The following is a 24,125-nucleotide window of genomic DNA, read 5'->3' as shown; positions in this document are numbered from 1 at the left end:
GGGTTCATCCTTTGAAGGCGCCGGACATGAAGCCGCGGACGTAGTGGCGTTGCAGGAGGAGGAACAGGACGATGCAGGGCAGGGCCAGCACCACGACCCCGGCCTCCGTGGCGCCGTAGTCGATGACTCCCTGTACCTGGACGCGCAGGTTGGACACGGCCAGCGGGAGCGTGAACTTGTTCGAGTCGTTGATCAGAATCAGCGGGGCCATGAAGTCGTTCCACGCCGTGAGGAAGGCGAAGAGGCCGACGGTGATCAGACCGGGCTTGACCGCCGGCAGCAGCACCCGCCACAGCGCGGCCCAGGACGAGCAGCCGTCGACGAGGGCCGCCTCGTCCAGTTCGCGCGGGATGGCCTCGAACGAGATCCGCATCATGAAGATGGAGAAGGGCAGCTGGAACATCGTCAGGACCAGGGCTACGCCGATGAGCGAGTTCTGCAGGCTGAGCTGGTTCAGCAGGACGTAGAGCGGGATCAGCATGGTCGCGTAGGGGACCATGAGGATCGCCAGGGTGGTCAGGAACAGGAGGTTCTTGCCGGGGAAGCTGAACCGTGCGAACGCGTATCCGCCCAGCAGGGAGATCGCCAGGGTGAGGAAGACCGTGCTCAGGGAGACGAACGCCGAGTTGGCGAGGTACTGCCAGATGCCAGCCTGGTAGTGGGTCAGCGTGCGGTAGTTGCCCAGGCCCCACCCGTCGGTCTGGTTGGTGCCGGCGTGCGGCGATACGGAGGCAATCGCCGTCCAGGCCAGCGGGAACAGGAAAATGACGGCCAGGCCCCCGGTGAAGATCCAGTACGGCGTGCGGAGGACCAGGCCAGCGATGCTCGTCGTGCGGGGACGGCGCCCGGGGCGGCGACGGCGGGTCGCCGTCCTGACGGCGGTGCCACCGCCTGCCGGGGAACGGTCGGGCCGGCGCGTACCCGGGTCTGTTGCGGTGTGAGCGCTGGCCGGCGTTGGTGCATGGGTGCTCATGTCGCTCTCACTTCCCATCCGGGTTGTGGAAGGCCCGTAGCTGCACGGCGTTGATGACGACCAGGGCGATGAGGGCGATGACCGACAGCGCTGCGGCCACTCCCAGGTCGTTCTGCCCCTGGAAGGCCATCGTGTAGATGAGTTGGACGACGGTGATGGTGCTGTTGTCCGGGCCGCCCTTGGTGAGGATGTAGAACTGCTCGAAGGCCAGCAGGGAGCCGGTGACGCACATGATCGTGGTCAGCGCCAGCGTCGGCCGCAGCAGCGGAAGGGTGATCCGGCGGAAGGTCTGCCAGCGGGACGCGCCGTCGATCCGCGCCGCCTCGAAGATCTCGCTGGGGATGCCCTGCAGGCCGACCAGCATGAGGAGCATGTAGAAGCCGGCGAAGCGCCAGACGATGAGGAACACCGTGGAGAACAGGGCGGCGTTGGGGCTGCCGAGAAACGTCCAGCCCAGCTTGGTCATGAGATCCGCGGCGGGACCGGCGATCGGCGAATACAGGACGTAGAACAGCAGGGACGCCGAGGCGAGCCCGAGAGCGCTGGGGATGAGGAACGACGCCCGCAGCAGGCCCTTCCAGCGGGTGGATTCCTGTACCAGCAGGGCCAGTCCCAGGCCGAGACCGATGAGCAGGACGGTGGCCACGACCGTGTACTTGACCGTGAAGACGACCGAGTCGGCGAAGAAGCGGTTGTCGAGAACCTTGCTGTAGTTGTCCGGGGCGTTGACGCCCTGGTCGCCGCTGAGCAGCGGCCAGCGCGAGAGCGACATCTTGACCACCAGCAGCAGCGGCAGGATGAACAGGATCGCTACGAACACCGCGGTGGGCGAGACGTAGAGCCACCCCTTGACCGCCTCACCGCGGCGCGCGGGTGATACCGCGTTCGAGCGTCGGCGGGAGCGTCTGGCTCGGCCGGACATCAAGGACATATTCACGGCACGGCCCTTCAGTAGACGTGCACAGCGCGGGGGAGTGGGTCACCGCTGCCGGACCCGGTCGCTCGACGACCGAGTCCGGCACCAGGGCGGTGGACTACTGGGACAGCACCGAGGTGATCTGCTCGTTGTTCGACTGCAGCTTGGTTCCCTCGCCGAGGACGGCGTCGCGGACCAGGCTGAGCCACGGGCTGTTCGCGGCGTTGTACGCCTGCTGGAAGTTCAACGCGACGGGCGTCTGCCCCTTGCCGGCCACCTCGTTGATGGTCACCAGCCGCGGGTCCTTGACGGCGTACTTGTTGCTGGCCAGGTCGCCGCGGGAGACCACGTCGTTGTCCTTGGCCAGGACCTCGACCTGGGCCTCCTCGGACATCATCCAGTTGAGGAAACTCCAGGCCTGTGCGGCCTTCTTGGAGTCCTTGGAGATGCCGATGCCGTCACCGCCGACGAACGTGGACGCCCCGCCGCCGGGTCCCGGAATGCCGGCGACGCCGACGTCGAACTTGGTCGACGACAGCAGCGTGGCCGGGTAGAACATCAGGCCGACCTTGCCCTCGGTGAACCCCGCGGTCCAGGTGGCGCCGGTCTCGTCCTTCGACGAGGGCAGAACGGCGCCGGACTTCCAGAGGTCGCGCCAGGTGTCGAAGATCTTCTTGCTCTGGTCGCTGGTGTAGTTGGCCTGCGTGCCGTCGCCGTTCATCACCTGGCCGCCGGCGGCCCAGACGCTGGGGAACCAGGTGAAGACGAGACACCCGCCGCAGTTGAGTCCGGTCGCGGTGCCGTACACGTCCTTCTTGCCCAGGGCCTGGATCTTCTTTGCGGCGGCCGCGTACTCCTCCAGGGTGGCGGGCGCCTTCTCCGGGTCGAGCCCGGCTTCGGTGAACAGCGCCTTGTTCCAGAAGAGCATCGACAGGTCCAGCACGAACGGCAGGACGTGTTCCTTGCCGTCGACGGTGCCGGCGCCGAGGTGACCCTTGTTGATCGAGTCCTTGAAGCTCAGCCCGTCGACGTTGGCGCTGATGTCGCGGAACAGGCCCTGCTTCACCCAGTTCGGCACGTAGACGATGTCGGCGGCGAACAGGTCCGGCAGGCCCTTCGACCCGGCTGCGGCCCCCACCTTGGCGACGTAGTCGTCGTTGGGGACGACGGTGAGGGTGACCTGGTTCTTGTGGCTCTTGTTGTAGGCCTCGACCAGAAGCTTGGCCTGCTTTTCCAGGGGGGCTCGCGTCCAGAGCGTGAGCTGGCTGCCGTCGTCGGTTCCGTCCGGGCCGACGCTGACCGCTGCCCCCGGCGACCCGTCGCTCCCGCCGCCACAGGCGGCCAGCGCGAGGACCGCCGCACTGAGGCCGAGTGCCAGGACGGCGCGGAGACCGCCCCGCCGGTGGAATATCTTCATCGCTACTCCTCTGCCCATCGATGAGCGGGAGCCGCTGCACGGCCCCGGTGGTGGTGTGGTGAGAGCCTTGCCGTGTGCTTTTGTCGCTGACAGGTCGACGCCGGTACGGGTCGTGGCCCAGGAATGCGTCCGGGTCCCCGTGGCGGTGGGAGGATCGCGGGACAGGTGGTGACCGAGGTGTCGCTATGAAAAGACCGAAACCCTTTTCGTTGCGTGTAAAGTAGTGGCCGACGTCACCGTCGTCAAGCACTTGGTGCGGTGGCTGACGCAGGGCTCGGCCCGTTGGCGAACCGCGGGCCGGAACGATGGAGGGGTGCGCATGGCGGGCAAGGACCATGTCGGCGGGAGCAAGGCGGTGACCCTGACAGAGGTGGCCCGCCTCGCCGGCGTCTCGGTGGCCACGGCGTCGAAGGCCCTCAACGGGCGCAGTCAGGTTGCCGCTCGCACCCGGGCGCGCGTGCTCCAGGCGGCCGAGCAACTGTCCTTCGTGCCCAACACGCTTGCGCAGGGGTTGCTGGTGGGCCGCACCGGAACCGTCGGTCTGCTCACCAGCGACCTCCAGGGTCGGTTCGTCCTCCCGATCCTCATGGGCGCCGAGGACGCGTTCGGCGCCGGCCGCGTGAACGTCTTCCTGTGTGACGCGCGCGGGGACACGATCCGCGAGCAGCACCAGCTCAAGGCGCTGCTGAGCCGTCGGGTCGACGGTCTCATCGTGGTCGGGAGCCGGACCGACTCGCGCCCATCGGTCGGTCACGACCTCCCCGTCCCCGTCGTGTACGTCTACGCGCCGTCCGACGACCCGGAGGACCTGTCGCTCGTCCCCGACAACGTGGCGGCGGGAAGACTCGCCGTCGAGCACCTGATCAGCTGCGGGCGCAGCCGCATCGCGCACGTGACCGGGGACCCCTCCTACGCCGCCGCGCAGGACCGGGTCACCGGCGCCCGGGCGGCGCTCGACGCCGCCGGGCTGGAGCTGGTCGGCGAGGTGATGTACTCGGAGTGGTCGGAGCGCTGGGGTCGTGACGCGACCGCGGTGCTGCTCGAGCGGTACCCGGACATCGACGCCGTCCTGTGCGGCTCGGACCAGATCGCCAGGGGAGCGTTGGACACCGCGCGTGACCAGGGGCGGAAGGTTCCGGGCGACATCGCCGTCATCGGGTTCGACAACTGGGGCGAGATGGTCACCAACTCCCGGCCGGAGCTGACGAGCATCGACCCCAATCTGCAGTTGCTCGGCCGATCCGCGGCTCAGCGGGTGTTCGCCGCCTTGGACGGCGAGGAGCTGGGCAGGGGCGTGCACACCCAGGCGCCCCGCCTGGTCATCCGTGGCTCCACGGTGGCCCGCCGGTGAGCTGAGCCGTCACCCGTTCGGCTGGGTCGCCCGGCCGGCTCGGGTGCCGTTGGTGTGTCCCACCGGCTCGCCTCAAGCCCTTTCGGGCGTCGTTCGTCGGCGGTCCGGTCGGCGGCCATGAATTGACCTGGCCCGACATCTTGCCGAAAAGGTTTTCGTAGGTCAGGGTGGGCGCTAGTGACCGGGGTCACGCCAACCAGCCGGAGATGACGCACGTCAGCTTCCGACCCCACCGGCGGCTGGCCGGTGACATCTCCCGCGGGACCGCACCGCCACCAAGGAGATTGAGCATGATCAGTAGACGCAGAAGGAGACTGCCCGTCTGGTCGGCCGTGGCCGCGCTGGTGCTGGGAGGGGTGGTCGGCCTGCCGTCCGCGGCGCACGCCGACACCCCGATCCTGCCGGGCAATGAGGGCGACATCGGGCTCTACACCAACGGGCAGAGCCACGTCATGGAGATCGGGGACCCGGCGTACACCAACGTCGGCGAGGTTGCCGCGCAGCTCGCGCCCGGCGTGCCGTTCACCGCGAAGAGCATGCACCAGTCGATCTTCGACAAGGATCTCGCGGCCGGCGGCACCGACTACTACCTCGACCGCGTGCTGGGCGTGCGGGGCACCCTCGGATCGGCGGTCCTGATGACCAGGGGCCGCTCGCTGTACATGCGCGGCGCGAGCAACAACAACTTCACCACCATGGGCTTCGCCGGCAGCACCTACGTCGGCGGCCCGAACAACCTCGGCAACCTGTACACGGTCACCGTGCCCGGGCAGACCGTCACCGAGGTCAACGCGAACCGGTTCAACGCGCCGAGCCACGCCAAGGGCCGCTACACGATCGGCGCCACCGGAGTCACCGCCGATCTGACGAAGTTCATCACCTACGACAACGTCGCGGTTACGGCCATCGACTTCACCAACCCCGGCGGCTCGGCGGCGACGTTCACCGTCCGCGCCGCCTCGCCACTGGCCACCCAGGCCGGAGACGGTACGGCCGAACTGACCGGCACCCGCACCATCACCAGTGGCGCCAACAACGGCCTCATCGACACGCCGTGGAACACCGTCACGATCGACCTCACCGGCGCCGGCTTCACCCGCAGCGGCGCCAACCTCGACCGCCAGATCACCGTGCCCGCCGGCGGCTCGGTGTCGCTGTCGGTCGTCGGCGCCGTCTCCTCGGCCACGCTGCCCGACACCATCGAGAGCTACCAGGAGTACGCCGCGATGCCGCCGGCCCAGGCCGTGCGCATCGGCATCACCGGGTTCAACCGCCGTTGGGCCGAGGACATCCCCTACATCGACGTCCCCGACCCGGCCTTGGAGAAGGCCATCGTCTACCGCTGGTGGGGCGAGCGCTACAACACCCTCGACGCCAACGCACCCGGCTACGCCTACCAGTACCCCACCACCGTCGAGGGGTCGAACCTCTACCAGAACGCGATCGCGCTGACCCAGCCGATGCACCTGCAGGACACCAAGTGGCTGCGCACGCCATACCTGCCGTACGGCCAGATCCTCAACATCGGCGAGCTGTCCGGATCCTCGGCGTTCCTCGACAGTCCCGGTCACACCAGCTGGAACAACCACTACTCGCAGTACATCGGCACGGCCGGGCTCGAGGCCTACAACGTGCACGGCGGGGGCAAGGAGATCGCCGGCAGGTTCGCCCGCTACTTCGAGGGCGACGGGGTCGGCCAGCTCGAGCACTACGACGGCAACAAGAACAAGCTCATCGCCTACGACACCAACTTCATGCCGGGCAACGACGCGGACGCCATCTCGTTCGGGTTCCCGAAGGCCAACGCCGGCGCCCCCGGCGCACGCACGATCGAACGCCCCGAGTCGGCGTACGTGTGGGGCGCGCTCGACGCCGCTCGGCAGCTCTACCAGATCGCCGGCTCCGGGCAGGCCAAGGTCGACGAGATGGCCACCGCCGCCAACGGCACCCGGGACGCGATCCTCAGCCAGCTGTGGAGCCCCGACATGCGGATATTCCTGGCCCGCACGTCCTACGGCGCGACCAGCGCGGCCAGCTCCAACGGCACGGCCAACCCGCTGCCCGCGTCGGCCCGTGCCCTGATCCCGGCCAAGGAGTCGAACCTCTACGACGTCTACGCCGAGGACCTCATCCCGTTCGACCAGTGGCAGAAATACGTCGACGGGTTCCGGTTCCTGACCTACGGCGACAACTTCCCGATCTTCCCGTTCTACACCGCCAACCAGTACGACCGCGCTGCCTACGGGATCGGCGGCTCCAACAACTTCTCCAACATCAACTTCACCGTGCAGTACCGCGGTGTCCGTTCGGCGCTGCGCCACTATGACCCGGAGCAGAAGTACATCACCCCGGCGTACGCCAAGCGGCTGCTGGACTGGATGGCCTGGAGCATCTACCCGAACGCGGACCTGCGCGCCCCGAACCAGGCCGAGTACTACTCCAACTGGAACCCGGCCGCGAAGACCTACAACCGCAACAACCCGAACCACGTGATGCTCGGCAACATGAACTACATCTTCGTCGAGGACATGGCGGGCCTCCAGCCCCGCTCCGACGACAAGATCGAGCTGTCGCCGATCAAGTTCGGCTACGACCACTTCATGGCCAACAACCTGCGCTACCACGGGCACGACGTCACGATCGTCTGGGACCCCGACGGCAGCAGGTACGGTCTGGGCGCCGGCTACAGCCTGTTCCTGGACGGCGAGAAGAAGGTCAGCACCGACAAGCTCGGCACGCTCACGTACGACCCGAACACCAACAGGGTCCAGGCCGAGGACGGCCTGACCGTCACCTTCACCGCGACGGCAGGGACCACCTTCCCGAGCGCGGTGGACACCGCCATCAAGGACGACCGCGTCGTCGAGTACCTCAAGACGGCCGGCATCGACCTCACCGAGGACGCGCCGAACCTCGCGGCGGGTGCCACCCTGCACTCGTCGTACACCCAGCAGGGCGCACGGCCGACGCCGTGGCGCCAGTTCCACACGCCCGGCTGGAGCACCACCACGATGAACTACACCCCCGGCGCCATCGCGGAAACCGAGCGGCCGGTGTCGCTGGCCGCCGTGACCGACGGTGTCACCGCCAACGAGCCGTACTGGGGCAACTACGGAACCACCGACAAGAACGGGTACGTCGAGCTCGATCTGGGATCGGCCAAGGCGTTCGACAACGTGAAGGTGACCTTCGTCAGCGACCGTCAGGCCGGGGGCTACCACGAGCCCTCGCGCTGGTGGGTCCAGGTGCCCGACGGCAGCGGGGGATGGAAGGAGGTGCCGAACCAGTTCAAGAACCCGACCGTTCCGGCAGCCAAGTTCAACGAGGCGCTCTTCAAGACCGTGACGTCGAACAAGGTGCGCATCGCCTTCACGAACAGCCCGACCTTCTACACCGCGATCGCCGAGATCCAGGTGTTCAACTCCGGCCGTGAGGTGCCTGCCGTCTCCAACCAGGCACCCGTGGTGACCGCCACGCGCGACGGCTCCTCGGACGGCAACCTGTCCACCCGACTGGTCGGCACGGCCTCCGACGACGGCATCCCCTACGACAGCGAGCTCAGCTTCGGCTGGGAGACCGTCTCGGCGCCCCAGGGAGCGGGCGTGATCTTCGCCGACCCGAAGGCGCTGGCGACCCGGGTGACCGGCACGGTCGCCGGTGACTACGTGTTCCGGTTCGTCGCCAACGACGGCGACAAGCGGTCGGAGGCAACCGTTGCGGTGACCCTCACCAAGCGGGCGGTCACCGCGGAATTCGGCTCCTCGGCAGCGGTCACCACCAGCGGTACCGCGTCGTGGGAGAACCACCAGCGAGTCAACGAAGCCAGCAACCCGAGCAGCTCGAACCCGGGTGCCGGCAACGGCTGGGGCAACTGGGGCCAGACGCAGAACGGCACCAGCGTCGCGCGGGAGGCGTGGATCCAGTACAGCTGGACCTCGCCGGTGCGGCTGTCGTCCACCGACATCTACTGGTACGACGACAACGGCGGCACCCGCCGACCGACCGCCACGACCTACGCCGTCGAGACCTCCGCGGACGGCACCACCTGGAAGCCCGTCACCCTCACCAAGGGCTCGACGTACGCGGGCGGGCTGGCCGCCAACGCCTACAACCACTTCGACTTCGAACCGATCACGACGAGCCGGTTGCGCATCCGCATCTGGGGTGTCATGGGCAGCGGCGCGGGCACCGGTGTGCTGCGCTGGCGCGCCAACGGCGAGACGGTCGACTCGGTGCGTTCGCCGGTGCTGATGCGGACCGGCGTGGGCCAGGTGCCCACCCTGCCGAGTGAGCTCGACGCGGTCTACGCCGGCGGCGCCCGCGGCAAGGTCGGGTTCACGTGGCAGGAGATCACGCCCGAGATGGTCGCGGAGCCCAACGTCGACCCGTTCGTGGTCTACGGCACGAACGACGCCTACGGCCTGATCGCCGAGGCCCGCATCTACGTGCGGCCCGAGATGTCCCAGGGCGGCATCTCGATCCAGGGCGCCGAGACGTTCGAACAGACCCTGGAGGTGGGCGAGCTGCCCTACCTTCCCGACAAGGTGGCGGTCTCCTACAACGACGGATCCCGGGACAACCAGGCGATCGGCGTCGACTGGAACTTCGACGAGACCATCGTCCGGACCCCCGGCCGCCACACCGTCGTCGGTGACCTGATCCTGCCCGACTACGTCAGCGAGGCTGGCACCACGCGGACCACGTTGACCCTCACCGTGGGCGAGGACACGGTGGCCCCGACGACGACCCTGACCTGGTCGCCGGCGGAGCCGAACGGCGACAACGCGTGGTACACGACGGCCCCGTCCTTCACCCTTCAGGCGCAGGACGCGTTCGCCGTGGCCAGCACCCAGTACCGGCTCGACGGCGGTCAGTGGACGGCCTACCCGGGTACGCCCGTCACGGTCGACCGGGACGGCACCGTCCGGGTGGAGTTCCGCTCGATCGACACCAGTGGCAACGCCGAGGAGCCCAAGGAGTCCACGGCCAAGGTCGACACCGGCGCGCCGACGGCGAAGTTCTCCTCGACCATCGGCGAGGTGTACTTCGGCTCGGTTCCGCCCGCCCCCACGTGCACCGCGAGCGACGCGCTCTCCGGTCCGGCGGACTGCGTCGTCAGCGGCTACCGCACCGAGGTCGGCACGCACATCCTCCTTGCCACGGCAACCGACGCCGCGGGCAACGTGGGCACGGCTGTCCAGTCGTACACCGTGCTGCCGTGGACGCTGAAGGGCTTCTCCAGCCCGGTCGGCATGGACGGGGTGTACAACACGGTCAAGGGCGGCAGCACCGTGCCCATGAAGTTCGAGGCATTCTCGGGCGCCACCGAGCTGACCGACCCCGCGCTCGTCACGATGAACGCCAAGCAGGTCACGTGCGGCACCGGCGCACAGGCCGACGACATCGAGGTGCTGGCCACTGGTGCCACTTCCTTGAGATACGACTCGACCGCCGGCCAGTTCGTCTACAACTGGAAGACCCCCGCCACACCCGGCGCCTGTTACACGCTCAGCGCCACGACACGTGACGGGTCGAGCCTCAACGCACTGTTCACGCTCCGGTAACCGCCAACGATTGCAGCGGAGGGACTGCTACCCGCAGCCCCTCCGCTGCCTGGCTCGACACGCCTGCGATGACGGCCGAGGGGACGCGATCCCACCGGCGCGGCCACCGGCGGTGACGGGTCGAAGTTGATCGGGTCGGCGGGTCATCGGTGTGGTGCCTCCCATCCTCCTCACTCAGCTGGCGGTGGGTCGTCCTCCGTCGGGGAGGACGTTGCCAACGCGCCGAGGGTGAGTGGAGACGAGACGGGGCGTTCGGCGAAGCCGGAGGTGCCGGAGGGTTCCTGACCGAGGATGCAGCCGACGGCGTAGCCGCAGGTGCGTGCCTGGCAGTAACCCATGCCGGCTCGGGTGAGCATCTTCGCCGACCGGCCGTCGTGCCCGACGAGGTCCTGCCGCATGGACCGCAGTGCCCCGAAGGGAACCTCCTCGCAGCGGCAGACGGTCGTGTCGTCGGACAACCGGTCCACCCAGCCAGGGGGCACCGGGTGGGACCGGTGCATCGCCTGCGCGAAGCGGCGGAGCGCCGCCCGCGAGCGGCGCAGCCGAGGTGCGATCGACGAGGCGCCCGCCGCGACGGTACCGGCGATCTCGCCTTCCACCGTCGCAAGCGCGGCGCCGCCCACGCCGCAGGCTTCGCCGGCGACGAAAACGCCCTCGACGGATGAGCGCTGCGCGTCGTCGACCTCGCACACCAGCGACCCGTCGACATCCACGCGCGTCGCGCAGCCGAGCGCCAGCGGCAGCTCCAGTTGCGGCGTGAAACCCCACCCCACGGCCAGCACGTCCACTGCGCTGGTGCGCTCACTTCCGGGTACCACCCGGCCCCTGCGGTCCAACCGCACGGTGGTGACCCGTTCCACGGCGTCCGTGCCGTGGGCGGATACCACGACGGACCGGGTCAGGACCGGAACGCGGTGCCGCGCCAGCACCCGGGCGTAGCCGGCGCCCTCACCGAGCTTGCTGACATTACGGATCACGGCGTCGAGCTCACCCAGCCACGCCAACGGGGAGGCGGCCTCGTGAACGCCCACGACGGTCGCACCCGACTCGGCCAGGCCGGCCGCGACCGGAAGCAGGAAGGGGCCGGTTCCGGCCACCAGCACCCGCTGTCCGGCAACGACGCCGTGACCCTTGAGCAGAGCCTGCACACCCCCCGCCGTCATGACGCCCGGAAGATCCCATCCGGGGAACGGGATCTGACGGTCGTACGCCCCCGGGGCCAGGATGAGCCGACGGCTGCGGAGCTCGGTGGCTTGTTCGCCTCCACCGGTGCGGTCGACCACGTGCACGACGAAGCCGCCCCGGTCGCGGGTGACGGTCCACACGTGGTGCTGGGAGAACTGGGCAACGGCCGGGAGTCCGGCCACGAGACGGTGATAAGTCGCCAAGTCGTGATGAAGGTGGGCCACCTCGGCGGCGGACACGCCATGCTCGCGGGGTGCCGGGTGGCGCCAGTACTGGCCACCGGGTGCCACGCCGGCGTCCACGATGGCCGTGCGCGCGCAGGCGCGGGTGGCGCTGGTCGCGGCGGCCAGCCCGGCCGGCCCGGCGCCGACCACGAGCACGTCGAACGTCCGCTCAGACTTCGAGGTCACCGCGACCGGTTCCTTCCTGCGTGCTGACCTCCATGCCCGGTTCGGCGAGCCGGAGGCAGGCGCGTTCGTTCGGGCGTCCGTCGACGACGATGAGACAGTCGAAGCACACGCCGATGCCGCAGAACAACCCCCGCGGCCGGCCGGCGCGTCGGGTGCTGCGCCACGACCGCACTCCGGCCGCGGTCAAGGCGGCGCCCACGCTCTGCCCGGGCCGGAAGGGGATCTGGCTGCCGTCGAAGGAGAAGTGTGGCTGGCTCATCCCGTGGTCACCTGCGCGAACCTCGATGGCGCGAACGCCGAGGGGTCGACGTCCGGCTGACCGTTGGTCAGCACATGGCTGATCAGCTTGCCGGTCGCCGGGGCGAGACCGATGCCGGCGCCCTCGTGCCCGCAGGCGTGGAACACCCCGGGAACCCGCGGGTCTGCACCGATGACCGGCAGGTGGTCCGGGCAGTACGGGCGGAACCCGTGGTAGGTGCGCATCAGCCTCACGTCGGCGAGGAAGGGGAAGAGGCGTATCGCCAGCGCGGCCAGCCGCCGCAGCGCCTCCACGGACATGGTGTCGTCGAACCCCACCCGCTCCCGGCTCGCGCCGATGAGGACCGTCCCGCCCTGGGTGCCTTCGACGACGGTGGACGTCTCAAGCCCGGCGACGTCGGACGCGACGTTCTCGACGTAGTCGGCGGAGTACACCTTGTGCCGGACCACCCGGGGCAGCGGCTCGGTCACCAGGATGAAGCCGCGGCGGGGGAGGATCGGGATCGGCGCGCCGAGCCGCTCGCTGACCTGACCACCCCAGGTTCCGGCGGCGTTGACGACCGCGTTGGTGGGATAGCTGCCGGTGCGCGTCCGGACCGCCGTGACGCGCCCGCCCGGACCTCGTTCGGCCGCCACGACCTCCTCGCCGCAGGCCACCGTGGCGCCGAGGGACCGGGCCGCCGCGAGGAGTGACACCGCCGCACGTACCGGCTGTACCTGCATGTCCTGGGGGTAGAGGACTCCTGCGGGCAGGTCGCGGGCGAGGTTCGGCTCGTGGTCGTGGAGCTGGTCGGCGCTCACCGCGACCGTGTGCACGCCGGTGGCCCGTTGCCCCTCGGCGAACCGGGTCAGTGCTGCGGCACCCGGATCCGAGGTGGCCACGACCAGGCCACCCTTCTCTTCGAGTTCGAACGGGTCGGGGCCGAACTCGGCGGCGAGTTCCAGCCAGCGCGTACGGGATGCCAGAGCCAGGCTCAGTTCGGGGCCGGGCTCCTTGTCCGAGACGAGGATGTTGCCCTCACCGCGGCTGGTGGTGCCGCCGGCCAGCTTTCCCCGTTCGAGGACGGTCACCGACAGCCCCTCGCGCGCGGCGTAGTAGGCGCAGGCGGCCCCCACGATGCCCGCGCCGACGATGACCACGTCAGGCATGGGCATGCCCTTTCTCGGTCCAGCGCTGGTAGGCCAGATCGGCCACCACGAGGTCCTGCCAGCCCATGCCGACGCTCTTGAAGACCGACGAACCGGTGGTGGGTGTCAGGTGTACCGCATCGCGAAGCTCGATGAGGCTGTCCTCGCGGACGACGCCGGCGCGTACGGCCTGGATGATGTCACCAGCTTCGCGCAGGGCGACGCCGTGGGACTCGACCACCACCCGCTCGGCAGAGCTGAACGTCGCGTCGTCGAGCTCACGGGCGTCCGGCTCGTGGGAGCCCACCGCGACGACACAGGTCCCCGGGCGCAACCGGCGGCCGTCGAAGAGCGGCTGGCGGGCTGTGGTGGCGCACACCACCACGTCCGCGCCCGCGACGTCGTCGTGGCTGCCCACGCGCGCGTCCAGACCGCTGTTCCGGACCCTGCCCACCAGGGCCGCCGCGCGGTCGGCGTCCCGGCCGACCACGGTGACCCGGCCGAGGGGGCGAATGGCTCGCAGCGCCTGCACATGCCCCCACGCCTGTGGGCCGGAGCCGAGCACGACCAGATGTCGCGCCTCGCGCGCGGCGAGGTGGTCCATCGCGACCGCGGAGACTGCGGGGGTTCGCAACGTCGTCAGGGCCGTGCCGTCCAGCAGCGCCACCGGCGTCAGCGTGACCCGGTCGTAGAGCACGTACAGCGCCTGGACGCGTGGGAGCCCATGGTCGACGTTGCCCGGAGCCACCGTGCTCAGCTTCACTCCCACGACGGTTGCGGTCTCGGCGGGCATCAGCAGCAGCTGTCCGTGCTCCACGTCGTGGATGGAGCGCTGCAGGGACGCCCGCGGATCGAGTCCGCCGGACAGGGCCTTCGCCAGTGCGCTGACGGCATCGGCGAACGGCACCAGGCCGAAGATGTCAGCCTCGTCGAGATACGGCAGTGCCGCGGTCATCGGCTTGTCGCCGTCACGGTCGCCGCTAGGGGTGCGATGTGGGCAAGGACGGCGGCTCGGGTGCCGGTGTGCAGTCGTGCCAGATCGTCGTCGGCGAGCTGCACGATGGGCAGCGTGGTGCCGTAGATCTCGGCGGCGACAAGGGCCCCGATCACCAGGATCGCGTCGCACTCGGCCAGGAGAAGGGCCGCCGGCGCGTGCCCCGACCGGATCAGCTCCGCGAGCACGGCCGTCGAGGAGCTGGAGCCGCGCCCGGCCCGCATCGCGAGGACCCGCCCGGCGACCGTGGAGCCGCGTTGCGGATGGTGGGCGTCGACGATCACTCCGCAAGGGTCGACCCCGCCCCAGAACGAGAGCGGTTCGTCGAGCGCGAGTACGACGCCGTTCGCCCGTCCCGGATGAAGGGAGCGGCCGGACAGCGTCACCGGGTCATCCCCACAGCCGCTCATCGCGCACCACCGTCCCGGCTCTCGCCGAGGCCACACACTCGGCCAGGCTTCCCAATACGGTGTCGATTCCGAGGTTGGCCGGCGCGTACCAGGCCCACTTGCCCGAGTTCGTCATCACGGTGCGGATCCCGTCGCGCAGCACGGGCGTCACGTACGTGCATGTGTCGGTGAGGATGCGGCCCCCCGCGTCGCGCACGGTGTCGGCGTACCCGCGTGCCTCCGCCTCGGCCAGCACGGCCCGGCTGGTCGACACGAACACGTCAACCGCCGAGCTGAACGACGGGCCGGCCCGCAACTCGCGCGCCAGCGCCGCGAACTCGGACAGCGAGAAGTGCGGGGTGCCCAGGCTGACGGCGTCGAGCGACTTCGTGGCGGCGGTGCTCAACCGCTCGCGCGCTCGCCTGAGGTCCTGTGCCGTCACCGCCACGGTGGTGGCCCCAGGCCCGAGCACCGCGTCCAGCGTCGGCGCCTCCGGGGTCATTCCCACAACGTGGAACAGTGCGACGCCGCCGGCGGACGCGGCGGTCGCGCCGAGGGCCTTGACCCGGTCCTCGGTGACCCCGCCGTCGTTCAGGTCGCCCGGCAGGCCGGTGAGCGCCGCGACCCGGGTTCCGGCGAGTTCGCCGAGCAGCGCCCCGATCGCGGGCCAGGCGACGTCGTCGTCGAGCAGCGCGGCGGGGACCGCTGAGAAGTCGAGCACCAGCGCGGCGGCACGGTTTCGCGTCAGGTGCAGGCCCGAGTAGGGGACCCGGCCGGCAACGCCGGCGGCGATGTCGATGAAGTCGCCGTACCGGTCCGTGCGCGCCCCGAGTACCGAGTTGACGAAGGCGATGGCGTTCGACTCCGCCCACGCCACGTGGCTGCCCTCTGTCGGGCGGTGGCCGGACTGGTACGGCGCGCACGACCAGATCGGCTCGCAGCCGAGTGCCACGTGCGCGTCCATGAGACGCCGGCCGTTCCCGGTCACCTCGGGGTCGGCGCGTACCAGTCCGGGATGCAGCAGATCGAGCGAGCCGACGTTGAGCGTCGTGCGCACCCGCACCCGGGCGCCGAGGGAGACCAGCCGCTCGGTGAACTCCAGCCCCGCGACGCCGTGGTACAGGCAGCCGTCGGCGTGCGCTGACTCGATCGGCACCAGTCGTTCGGCCCCGTTCGCGCGCGCGACCCCGACGATCAGACGCATGCACATCGCGGTGGCCTGGCCCTGCTCTCCGGCCAGCATCGACTGTTCCTCGGCCGTGAGGACCAGGCGGTCGTCGCCGGGCATCAGGCTCCTTCGCCGGGGGCCAGCGTCACGGTGTGCAGCGAGGTGAAGAAGTCCTGCGCGGCCTTGCCCTGCTCGCGGCCGCCGACACTGGATGCCTTCTCGCCGCCGAACGGCAGGTAGAAGTCGACCCCGGTGGTCGGTGCGTTGACCTTCACCAGGCCGGCCGCCAATGCGTCCGCCGTCGCGAGCGCGGCGGTGAGATCGCGCGTGTACACGCCGGCGGCCAGCCCCTGCGGCACATTGTTGGCCACCGCCACCGCCTCCTGGAGCGTAGGCACCGCGCGCAGCGTGGCGATCGGCCCGAACACCTCGTCGCACGAGAGCGGGTGGTCGGCGGGGACGTCCTCGAGCAGCGTCGGGCGGACGAACCAGCCGGGGTCGTCGGTCGCCACGCCGCCGGTCAGGAGGCGGGCCCCGGCCGCGGTCGCGCTGCCGGCGGCGGCCAGCACCCTGTCCCGGGCGGCTTCGCTGATGACCGGCCCCACCGCGGTCGTCGCCTGCGCCGGGTCGCCGAACCCCAGCGCCTCGATCGCCGCGACGAGGGCGTCCCGCATCGGTGCGACCTCCCCAACGACGATCACCCGCTTGGTCGCCGTGCACTTCTGGCCCGCGAACCCCATCGCGGCCGCGGCGATCTGCCTGGCGGTGGACTCCACGTCGGCATCGGGCAGGACGATCGCCGGGTTCTGGCCGCCCATTTCCGCCTGCACCCGCACCCCGCGGGCCGCGGCCGAGCGCACCACGTCGCCACCGACCGCCGTGGATCCGGTGAACGACACCACGTCGGCCTCGGCCACGATCGCCCGGCCGGTGTCACCGTCACCGGGAAGGACCGTGAACAGTCCCTCGGGCAGCACCTCGTCGAGCAGGGCGGCCAGCCGCAGCGCCGTCGCCGTGGCGTCCGGCGACGGCTTGAGCACCACGGCGTTGCCGAACGCCAATGCCGGTGCGGCCTTCCACAGCGGGATGGCGATGGGGAAGTTCCACGGGGTGACGAGCCCGGCGACGCCGAGCGGTCGGCGCCGGGTGAAGAGCAGACCGACCGTCGACGGCTCGTGCATCGCGCCCACCGGGTCGTACACCTGCTGGGCGTAGTAGCGAAGGATGGCCACCGCCCGAGCCACCTCACCGCGCGCTTCGCCGAGGGGCTTGCCGACCTCGCGAACCGCCAGTCCGGTCAGTTCGTCGGATGCTGCCGCCACCGCGTCGGCAGCGTCGGACAGTGCCTGCGCCCGGGCGGCCGCCGGGCCGCGCCCCCACTGGTCCTGGGCCGCGCGAGCGCGGGCGAACGCCTTCGCCACCTCGTCGGCACTGGTGACGGGCGCCTCGGCAACGAGGTCTTCGGGTGCGTGCGGTGAGTAGCTCTTGATCACGAAGGCTCCCTCAGCGTCGGTACGTGGGCCAGGTGGTGACGAGGTCACGTCACAGCAGGAAACCCGCCGGGAACGGGTCGTCCGGATCGAGGAAGTACTGTGCCGTGCCGGTCAGCCAGGCGCGCCCGGTGATGGTCGGCACCACTGCGGTGACGCCGCCGGCGAGCCGGGTCTCCTCGATGAGCCGGCCGACGAAGCGCGTCCCGATGAAGGACTCGTTGACGAAGTCGGTGTCCAACGCCAGCTCGCCACGCGCGTGCAGCTGCGCCATGCGGGCGCTCGTGCCGGTACCGCACGGGCTCCGGTCGAACCAACCCGGGTGGATGGCCATCGCGTGGCGCGAATGCCGGGCATCCGAGCCGGGAGCGATGAGCTGTACGTGGTGACATCCGCTGATGTCGGGGTCGTCGACGTGGACCGGGCGGTCCTGTTCGTTGATCGCTTCCATGATCGCCAGCCCGGCGTCCAGCAGTGCCTGCTTGTGTCCCCGGTCGAACGGCAGGCCGAGGTCGTCGAGGTGGACCATGGCGTAGAAGTTGCCGCCGTAGGCGAGGTCGTAGCGGACCGTCCCGAAACCGGGCACCTCCACCGTCGCGTCCAACTGCTGGGAGTAGGACGGTACGTTGCGGATCGTGACCGCCCTGGCCGCGCCGTCGCTAACGGCGACCTCCGCGACCACGAGGCCGGCAGGCGTGTCGAGGCGGATCGTCGTGACCGGCTCGGTCACCTCCACCATGCCGGTCTCCACCAGCACGGTGGCGACCCCGATGGTGCCGTGTCCGCACATCGGCAGGCAGCCGGACACCTCGATGTAGAGCACGCCCCAGTCGGCGTCGGGCCGCGTCGGCGGCTGCAGGATCGCTCCGGACATGGCGGAGTGCCCGCGTGGCTCGTACATCAGCAAGGTGCGCAGGTCATCGCTGTTGTCGAGGAACCAGCGCCGGCGCTCCATCATGGTGGCGCCGGGCAAAGGCGCCACGCCGCCCGTGATGACCCTGGTCGGCATGCCCTCGGTGTGCGAGTCGACGGCGTGCAGTAGTCGGCGGGCCCGCATGTCTCAGGCCAGTCCGGCTTCGAGGGCTGCCTCGGTCGCGACGCGCACCGACTGCTCCTGCTCGGCGGTCAGCGGCTGCCGCGGCGGCCGACAGACGCCGCCGTTGCGGCCGACGATGTCCATGGAGAGCTTGATCGCCTGTACGAACTCGGTCTTCGAGTCCCAGCGCAGCAGGGGATGCAGCAGCCGGTACAGCGGCAGCGCGGTCTCCAGGTCCCCTGCCACCGAGGCCTCGTACAGCGCCACGGTCGAGCGGGGAAAGGCGTTCGTGTATCCGGCGACCCACCCCTTGGCGCCCGCGATGCCGACCTCGAGCACGACGTCGTCGGTGCCGATCATCAGGTCCAGTCCGGGCGCGAGCTCCGAGATCTCGTAGGCCCGGCGCACGTCCCCGCTGAACTCCTTGACGCCCACGATGAGGCCCTCGTTGTACAGCGTGGCGAGGATCCGAGGCGTCAGATCGGTCTTCGTGTCGATCGGGTTGTTGTACGCGGTCACCGGCAGGCCGGCCTTGGCGATCTCGCGGTAGTGCTCCAGGACGGCCCGCTCGTCCGTGCGGTACGCGTTCGGGGGGAGCGCCATGACGGCCTGCGCACCGGCCTCGGCTGCCTGCTCGGCCCAGCGCCGTGACTCCAGGGCGCCGTAGGCGCCCACACCCGGCATGACGACGAAGCCCGCGGGTGCGGCCTGGACCGCCACCTCGACGACCTTCGCACGCTCCTCACTGGTCAGCACCTGGTACTCGCCCAGGGATCCGTTCGGGGTCACGCCGTGGGCGCCGTTCTCGGCCAGCCACCGCACGTGGTCGGCGTAGGCGTCGAAGTCCACGGACAGGTCGTCGCGGTAGGGCAGGGCGGTCGCGACGAGCACGCCGCGCCAGGGGCGGGTACGGGCAGCGGGGGAAGCAGTCATCTCGGAAAGCCCCTTTCGTGACGGTCAGTAAAATATTACACACGGGTCCGCCGGGCTCAAGTCACGCCTCGATAACGCCCTGGCAAGCGCCTCTAGAGCGACGATGTGTCCTGTGCCATAGTTCAGTGCTACGTCACACAGCAGTGCTACCAGTCGCTACCTGGGCCGTCCGCGTGTCGGTCCTTGAGGGAAGTGGGTTTGGCAATGACGGCATACCTGACCCGCCGGCTGTCGCGAGTCGCCCTCGTGGGCGGCGCGGCGGTTGCGGCCATGATGCTCTCCGCCTGTGGCAACGGGCTCGCCTCGGGAGGGGGCGAGAAGTCGTCGGACAAGGGGCCGATCGTCCTCGGCATGCTGACTCCGCTGTCCGGCAGCAGCTCGGCCATCGGCCCGTACATGAAGAACGGGGCGCAACTCGCCGTCGACGAGATCAACGGCAAGGGCGGCGTCAACGGGCGCAATCTCGAGCTCAAGGTCGAGGACGAGGCCTGCGACGCCAAGAGCGCCACGGCGGGCGCCAACAAGCTGGTCACCGCAGGTGTGAAGATCTCGGTCGGCGGCTACTGCTCGGGTGCGACGCTCCCGACGTTGCCGATCTTCGAGAAGGCCGACGTGCCCATGCTCATTCCGGCCGCCAACTCCAACGAACTGGTCAAGCAGCACAAGAAGAACGTCTTCCTGATCAACGGCACCGGCGCGCAGCAGTCCGATGCGGCGTTCGCGTTCATGAAGAAGGTGGGCGCCACCAAGGTCGCCCTCATGGACGACAACACCAGCTACTCCAAGGACATCGCCGACACCACCGCCAAGCTGCTGACCGGCTCACCGGCGCTCGCGGGACGCGAGTCGGTCACCGCCGGTGAGAGCGACTACAGCGCCAACGTCAACGCCATCCTGAAGGGACAGCCGGACTTCATCTACTGGACCGGCTACTACCAGGAGGGTGGCCTCATCATCCGTCAGCTGCGGCAGGCCGGCTACACGGGCAAGGTCATGGTCGCCGACGGGTCCGTCGACCAGAAGCTGGTGGACATCGCCGGCGCCGAGGCCGCCGAAGGCGTGTTCGCCACCATGACGCAGACCCCGGAGACGATTCAGGGCGCCGACAAGTGGATCGCGGACTACAAGAGCAAGTTCGGCGCCGCCCCCGGTCCGTACTCGACCCAGGCCTACGACGCCGTCCGGGTGGCCGCCGAGGCGGTCAAGCAGGCCGGCTCGACCGACGGCAGCGCCGTCATCAAGGCACTCGAGGGGATCGACGGTTTCCAGCTGTTCTCCGGGCCGCTGAAGTTCACGCCCGACCACACGCTCTCCAGCGGTGGCTTCCAGATCCTCACGGTGGAGAAGGGCAAGATCGTCCTCAAGGACACCCTGCAGTAGACCGCCTGCTCCCGGCGGCGCCCTCCCAGGAGCGCGCCGCCGGGGCGTTCCCCGGAGGGCTCCCATGACCCAACTCCTCTGGAACGGTCTCTTCGTCGGATCGTTCTACGCCCTGGTCGCCCTGGGCTACACCATGGTGTACGGCATCATCAGGCTCCTGAACTTCGCCCACGGCGACCTGTACATGCTCGGTGCGTTCGTCGGTTTCGGCGTCCTGAGCGTCGCCGGCGGGCTCGTGACCGGCCTCGGCTTCGTGGCGCTGCTCATCGTCCTGATCATCGCGATGCTGGTGACCGGAACGGCCGGCCTGCTGCTCGAGCGGATCGCCTACCGTCCCCTGCGCAGCGCGCCCCGGCTCTCCGTACTGATCACCGCGGTGGGCGCCTCGTTCGCCATCGAGTACGGGATGCGTCTGGTCGCCGGGCCCAACCCGGAGGTCTACCCGGTCCGGCTGGCGGGCGACTCGATCAATCTGCTCGGCGCCCGCATCACCATCCAGCAGGCCAGTCTCATCCTGATCGCGGTCCTGCTGATGGCCGGCCTCCAGTGGCTCGTCATGGGGACCGAAAGCGGACGGGCCATGCGCGCCATCGCCCAGGACCCGACGGCAGCCCTGTACATGGGGATCAACGTCGACGCCGTCATCGCGCGCACCTTCTTCATCGGCTCCGCCCTCGCCGGCGCCGCCGGCGTGATGGCCGGCGGCTACTACGGGAAGATCGACTTCCTGATGGGGTTCATCATCGGGCTCAAGGCGTTCACCGCGGCCGTCATCGGCGGCATCGGCAACATCAAGGGCGCGATGCTCGGCGGCCTCGCGCTCGGTCTGCTCGAGTCGATCGGCACCGCCTGGATCGGCGGGCAGTGGCGCGATGTCTTCGCCTTCAGCTTCCTCATCATCTTCCTCACGCTCCGCCCGACCGGCATCCTCGGCGAGCGCGTTACGGAGCGTGTCTGATGACCACCAACTTCGCCACGTCACCCACCCGCGCCAGCGCGCTCTTCGACCGAATCCAGCAGAACCGCTACCTGGGTCTGATCGGACTGGCCGTCGCGGTGCTGGCGCCGTTCATCACCGCGACCAACTACGCCCTGTCGGTCATGACCTCCGCGCTGCTCTTCGTGATGCTCGCGGTCGGCCTCAACATCGTCGTCGGCTACTGCGGCCTGCTCGACCTCGGGTACGCCGCGTTCTTCGCCATCGGCGCCTACGTCAGCGGGGTCCTCGCCACCCGGTACGGCTGGCCGCTGCTTGCCACGGTGCCCGCCGTCATCGTCGCGGCGGTGGTCGCGGGCATCGTGATCGGTGGGCCCACCCTGCGGCTGCGCAGCGACTACCTGGCGATCGTGACACTCGGCTTCGGGGAGATCATCCGGATCACGGCGAACAACCTCCCCATCACCGGTGGGCCGTCCGGCATCTACGGGATCCCCGGCATCACGTTGCTCGGGATCGACCTGAGCGGCCCGGTCGGCCTCTACTACACCTGTGTGGTGGTCGTCGCCCTGGCCGTCCTCGGCGCCGCGCGGCTCGGACGCAGCCGGCTCGGACGCGCCTGGCGGTTCATCCGCGAGGACGAGGACGCCGCCGAGGCGATGGGCATCAACACGTACCGGGTGAAACTCGCCGCGTACGTCGGCGGCGCCATCTGGGGTGGCCTCGCCGGCATCCTCTTCGGCGCCCAACTGTCCGCCATCTCCCCACCGAGCTTCACCTTCCTGTGGTCGGCCCTCATCCTGATGGCCGTCGTGCTCGGCGGCATGGGCTCGACGCCCGGGGTGGTGCTCGGCGCCATCTTCATCAGCGTGCTGCCCGAGCTTCTCCGGGAGGCCGCGGACTACCGGTACTTCGTGTTCGGGATCCTGCTCATCGTAGTGATGATCTTCCGCCGGCAGGGACTGTGGCCGGCGCGGGCCGTGGAACGCCAGTCCCGGCGTGACCTGCGCAAGGCCGAGAAGCATGACGTGCGGAAGGCCGAGGAGGTAGCGCCGTGAGCACGCAAGGACTCGTACCGCTCCTGCGGGTGCAGGATCTGCACCTGGACTTCGGCGGCGTGAAGGCCGTCGACGGGCTGACCTTCCAGGTCAACGAAGGCGACCTCCTCTCCCTCGTCGGACCCAACGGCGCCGGCAAGACCAGCGCGTTCAACTGCGTCACGGGCTTCTACAAGCCCACCGGCGGCTCCATCACGCTGCAGGGCGCGGACATCACCGGCCTGCGGCCGTCCGCGATCGCGGCCCGGGGGATGTCGCGCACCTTCCAGAACCTGCGCCTGTTCGGTGAGCTGGCGGTGCTCGACAACGTCCGCGCCGGGATGCACCTCCGGCTGCGGCAGAACGCCCTCGACGCGCTCCTGCACACGCCGCGGTTCCGGCGCTCGGAACGGGAGGCGACCGACGAGGCGAACCGTTGGCTCGACTTCGTGGGCCTGCGCGGTGACCGCGGTGGCCTGGCGCGGAACCTTCCGTACGGCGAGCAGCGGCGCGTCGAGATCGCCCGCGCCCTCGCCCGCGGGCCCAAGGTCCTCCTGCTGGACGAGCCCGCCGCCGGCCTCAACCACGGCGAGAAGAACGAGCTGCTCGAGCTGCTGCACCGCATCAGTGGGCTGGGCACCGCCATCGTGCTCATCGAGCACGACATGGATCTCGTCATGCAGGTGTCGCGCCGGATCGTCGTGCTGAACTTCGGCCGGGAGATCGCCGACGGCACTCCCGAAGAGGTACGCCGCGACCCGGCCGTGATCGAGGCGTACCTCGGCAAGGACGACGAGGAGGAAGCCACGAGCGAGGAGATGATGAGCCGTGAGTGACGCCGCCAGCCGCTGGGCACTCGAAATCGACGCCCTCGACGTCCACTACGGCCGCGTCCACGCCCTCCGGGGCCTGACCCTGACCGTCGGCGAGGGCGAGATCATCACTCTGCTCGGCAACAACGGCGCGGGCAAGACCAGTACCCTCGCCACGGTTTCCGGTGTGGTGCGGTCCACCGGCGGCAGCGTGCGCGCGTTCGGCACGGACATCACCAGGGCCAAGCCCTGGGAGATCGTCGGCGCCGGGGTGGTGCACGTGCCGGAGGGGCGCCGCATCTTCCCCCGGATGACCGTTCACGAGAACCTCCAGCTCGGCGGTTACCTGGTGAACGACAAGGCCGCGGTCAGCCGCCGGATCGACGAGGTCTACTCTCTGCTGCCCCGGCTCGCCGAGCGGCGCAGCCAGCAGGGCGGGAACCTGTCCGGCGGCGAGCAGCAGATGCTCGCCGTCGGTCGCGCGCTGGTCGCCGGGCCCAAGCTGCTGATGCTGGACGAGCCCTCGATGGGGCTGGCGCCACTCGTGGTGGCCCAGATCATGGCCCTGATCCGCCGCATCAACGCCGACGGCACCTCGGTGCTGCTCGTCGAGCAGAACGCCCGTGCCGCGCTCAAGATCGCTCACCGCGCGTACGTGGTGGAGAACGGTGTGATCACGCTGGAGGGAGCGGCCCGCGAACTCGCGCGCGACTCCCGCGTGGTCGAGGCGTACCTGGGGGCCTGAGG

At 69.7% G+C, this 24,125-nt stretch carries 19 protein-coding genes; 7 read left to right on the top strand and 12 right to left on the bottom strand.

Annotated elements, in window-relative coordinates:
• Window positions 1-4 precede the first annotated feature (4 nt).
• The 3 genes from NFX44_RS29505 to NFX44_RS29495 all read right to left on the bottom strand — a co-directional run bounded on the left by NFX44_RS29505 (window position 5) and on the right by NFX44_RS29495 (window position 3,306).
• Complete coding sequence (locus NFX44_RS29505; protein ID WP_262286877.1) at window positions 5-973, bottom strand: carbohydrate ABC transporter permease; 969 nt, start codon at window positions 971-973, stop codon at window positions 5-7.
• 7 nt (window positions 974-980) lie between these two features.
• Entirely contained in the window at window positions 981-1,793 is an 813-nt protein-coding gene (locus NFX44_RS29500; protein WP_262286876.1) for a carbohydrate ABC transporter permease, read from the bottom strand.
• Window positions 1,794-2,007: 214 nt separating this feature from the next.
• Complete coding sequence (locus NFX44_RS29495; RefSeq protein ID WP_262286875.1) at window positions 2,008-3,306, bottom strand: sugar ABC transporter substrate-binding protein; 1,299 nt, start codon at window positions 3,304-3,306, stop codon at window positions 2,008-2,010.
• 355 nt (window positions 3,307-3,661) lie between these two features.
• On the opposite strand from NFX44_RS29495, the gene NFX44_RS29490 reads away from it, so the two are divergent.
• Entirely contained in the window at window positions 3,662-4,657 is a 996-nt protein-coding gene (locus tag NFX44_RS29490) for a LacI family DNA-binding transcriptional regulator (RefSeq protein ID WP_262286874.1), read from the top strand.
• A gap of 290 nt (window positions 4,658-4,947) precedes the next feature.
• A complete protein-coding gene (locus NFX44_RS29485; protein WP_262286873.1) occupies window positions 4,948-10,221 on the top strand; it encodes a PxKF domain-containing protein in 5,274 nt (1,757 codons plus the stop codon).
• A 170-nt stretch (window positions 10,222-10,391) separates the two neighbouring features.
• Here NFX44_RS29485 and NFX44_RS29480 read toward each other — a convergent pair whose 3' ends face one another.
• Genes NFX44_RS29480 through NFX44_RS29440 form a run of 9 tightly spaced genes read right to left on the bottom strand, consistent with a single transcriptional unit; the run spans window position 10,392 to window position 19,212 of the window.
• Window positions 10,392-11,786, bottom strand: coding sequence for an FAD-dependent oxidoreductase (locus NFX44_RS29480; protein WP_262286872.1), 1,395 nt, complete (start codon window positions 11,784-11,786; stop codon window positions 10,392-10,394).
• A gap of 13 nt (window positions 11,787-11,799) precedes the next feature.
• Window positions 11,800-12,075 (bottom strand): (2Fe-2S)-binding protein, encoded by a 276-nt coding sequence (locus NFX44_RS29475; protein WP_262286871.1) that lies wholly within the window; start codon window positions 12,073-12,075, stop codon window positions 11,800-11,802.
• The gene (locus tag NFX44_RS29470) at window positions 12,072-13,223 is read right to left on the bottom strand and encodes an FAD-binding oxidoreductase (RefSeq protein ID WP_262286870.1); all 1,152 of its coding nucleotides are present in this window, start codon (window positions 13,221-13,223) and stop codon (window positions 12,072-12,074) included. The genes NFX44_RS29475 and NFX44_RS29470 overlap by 4 nt, the downstream gene beginning before the upstream one ends.
• The gene (locus NFX44_RS29465; RefSeq protein WP_262286869.1) at window positions 13,216-14,157 is read right to left on the bottom strand and encodes an ornithine cyclodeaminase family protein; all 942 of its coding nucleotides are present in this window, start codon (window positions 14,155-14,157) and stop codon (window positions 13,216-13,218) included. The genes NFX44_RS29470 and NFX44_RS29465 overlap by 8 nt, the downstream gene beginning before the upstream one ends.
• On the bottom strand, window positions 14,154-14,582 hold the full coding sequence (locus NFX44_RS29460) for a DUF126 domain-containing protein (RefSeq protein WP_262286868.1): 429 nt from the start codon (window positions 14,580-14,582) through the stop codon (window positions 14,154-14,156). Before NFX44_RS29460 ends, NFX44_RS29465 begins: the two co-directional genes overlap by 4 nt.
• Window positions 14,583-14,586: 4 nt before the next feature.
• Window positions 14,587-15,873, bottom strand: a complete 1,287-nt coding sequence (locus tag NFX44_RS29455; protein WP_262286867.1) for an aconitase X catalytic domain-containing protein — start codon at window positions 15,871-15,873, stop codon at window positions 14,587-14,589.
• Window positions 15,873-17,246, bottom strand: coding sequence for an aldehyde dehydrogenase (locus tag NFX44_RS29450; RefSeq protein WP_262286866.1), 1,374 nt, complete (start codon window positions 17,244-17,246; stop codon window positions 15,873-15,875). The genes NFX44_RS29455 and NFX44_RS29450 overlap by 1 nt, the downstream gene beginning before the upstream one ends.
• Before the next feature lie 49 nt (window positions 17,247-17,295).
• Entirely contained in the window at window positions 17,296-18,300 is a 1,005-nt protein-coding gene (locus NFX44_RS29445) for a proline racemase family protein (RefSeq protein WP_262286865.1), read from the bottom strand.
• A 3-nt stretch (window positions 18,301-18,303) separates the two neighbouring features.
• A complete protein-coding gene (locus NFX44_RS29440; protein WP_262286864.1) occupies window positions 18,304-19,212 on the bottom strand; it encodes a dihydrodipicolinate synthase family protein in 909 nt (302 codons plus the stop codon).
• Window positions 19,213-19,416: 204 nt separating this feature from the next.
• Here NFX44_RS29440 and NFX44_RS29435 point away from each other — a divergent pair, with 204 nt between their 5' ends.
• The 5 genes from NFX44_RS29435 to NFX44_RS29415 all read left to right on the top strand — a co-directional run bounded on the left by NFX44_RS29435 (window position 19,417) and on the right by NFX44_RS29415 (window position 24,123).
• Window positions 19,417-20,592: a branched-chain amino acid ABC transporter substrate-binding protein gene (locus tag NFX44_RS29435; protein ID WP_262286863.1), complete on the top strand. Its 1,176-nt coding sequence runs from the start codon at window positions 19,417-19,419 to the stop codon at window positions 20,590-20,592.
• 64 nt (window positions 20,593-20,656) lie between these two features.
• Window positions 20,657-21,550 carry a branched-chain amino acid ABC transporter permease gene (locus tag NFX44_RS29430; RefSeq protein ID WP_262286862.1) on the top strand — a complete coding sequence of 298 codons (894 nt, stop codon included), beginning with the start codon at window positions 20,657-20,659 and terminating at the stop codon, window positions 21,548-21,550.
• Window positions 21,550-22,587, top strand: coding sequence for a branched-chain amino acid ABC transporter permease (locus NFX44_RS29425; protein ID WP_262286861.1), 1,038 nt, complete (start codon window positions 21,550-21,552; stop codon window positions 22,585-22,587). The genes NFX44_RS29430 and NFX44_RS29425 overlap by 1 nt, the downstream gene beginning before the upstream one ends.
• On the top strand, window positions 22,584-23,402 hold the full coding sequence (locus tag NFX44_RS29420) for an ABC transporter ATP-binding protein (RefSeq protein WP_262286860.1): 819 nt from the start codon (window positions 22,584-22,586) through the stop codon (window positions 23,400-23,402). The genes NFX44_RS29425 and NFX44_RS29420 overlap by 4 nt, the downstream gene beginning before the upstream one ends.
• Complete coding sequence (locus NFX44_RS29415; RefSeq protein WP_262286859.1) at window positions 23,395-24,123, top strand: ABC transporter ATP-binding protein; 729 nt, start codon at window positions 23,395-23,397, stop codon at window positions 24,121-24,123. The genes NFX44_RS29420 and NFX44_RS29415 overlap by 8 nt, the downstream gene beginning before the upstream one ends.
• Window positions 24,124-24,125: the final 2 nt, after the last annotated feature.

This window comes from Micromonospora sp. MA102 (genome assembly GCF_025460765.1).
Taxonomy (GTDB): domain Bacteria; phylum Actinomycetota; class Actinomycetes; order Mycobacteriales; family Micromonosporaceae; genus Micromonospora; species Micromonospora halotolerans.
The sequence above is the reverse complement of the archived record's forward strand: the minus strand, read 5'-3'. Positions and strand labels throughout refer to the sequence as shown.

Coding starts and splice junctions, on each gene's coding strand:
- NFX44_RS29475 (WP_262286871.1), bottom strand. CDS start 12,075: ATGAGCCAGCCACACTTCTCCTTCGACGGCAGCCAGATCCCCTTCCGG.
- NFX44_RS29440 (WP_262286864.1), bottom strand. CDS start 19,212: ATGACTGCTTCCCCCGCTGCCCGTACCCGCCCCTGGCGCGGCGTGCTC.
- NFX44_RS29445 (WP_262286865.1), bottom strand. CDS start 18,300: ATGCGGGCCCGCCGACTACTGCACGCCGTCGACTCGCACACCGAGGGC.
- NFX44_RS29505 (WP_262286877.1), bottom strand. CDS start 973: ATGAGCACCCATGCACCAACGCCGGCCAGCGCTCACACCGCAACAGAC.
- NFX44_RS29470 (WP_262286870.1), bottom strand. CDS start 13,223: ATGCCTGACGTGGTCATCGTCGGCGCGGGCATCGTGGGGGCCGCCTGC.
- NFX44_RS29435 (WP_262286863.1), top strand. CDS start 19,417: ATGACGGCATACCTGACCCGCCGGCTGTCGCGAGTCGCCCTCGTGGGC.
- NFX44_RS29425 (WP_262286861.1), top strand. CDS start 21,550: ATGACCACCAACTTCGCCACGTCACCCACCCGCGCCAGCGCGCTCTTC.
- NFX44_RS29465 (WP_262286869.1), bottom strand. CDS start 14,157: ATGACCGCGGCACTGCCGTATCTCGACGAGGCTGACATCTTCGGCCTG.
- NFX44_RS29495 (WP_262286875.1), bottom strand. CDS start 3,306: ATGAAGATATTCCACCGGCGGGGCGGTCTCCGCGCCGTCCTGGCACTC.
- NFX44_RS29430 (WP_262286862.1), top strand. CDS start 20,657: ATGACCCAACTCCTCTGGAACGGTCTCTTCGTCGGATCGTTCTACGCC.
- NFX44_RS29455 (WP_262286867.1), bottom strand. CDS start 15,873: ATGCCCGGCGACGACCGCCTGGTCCTCACGGCCGAGGAACAGTCGATG.
- NFX44_RS29485 (WP_262286873.1), top strand. CDS start 4,948: ATGATCAGTAGACGCAGAAGGAGACTGCCCGTCTGGTCGGCCGTGGCC.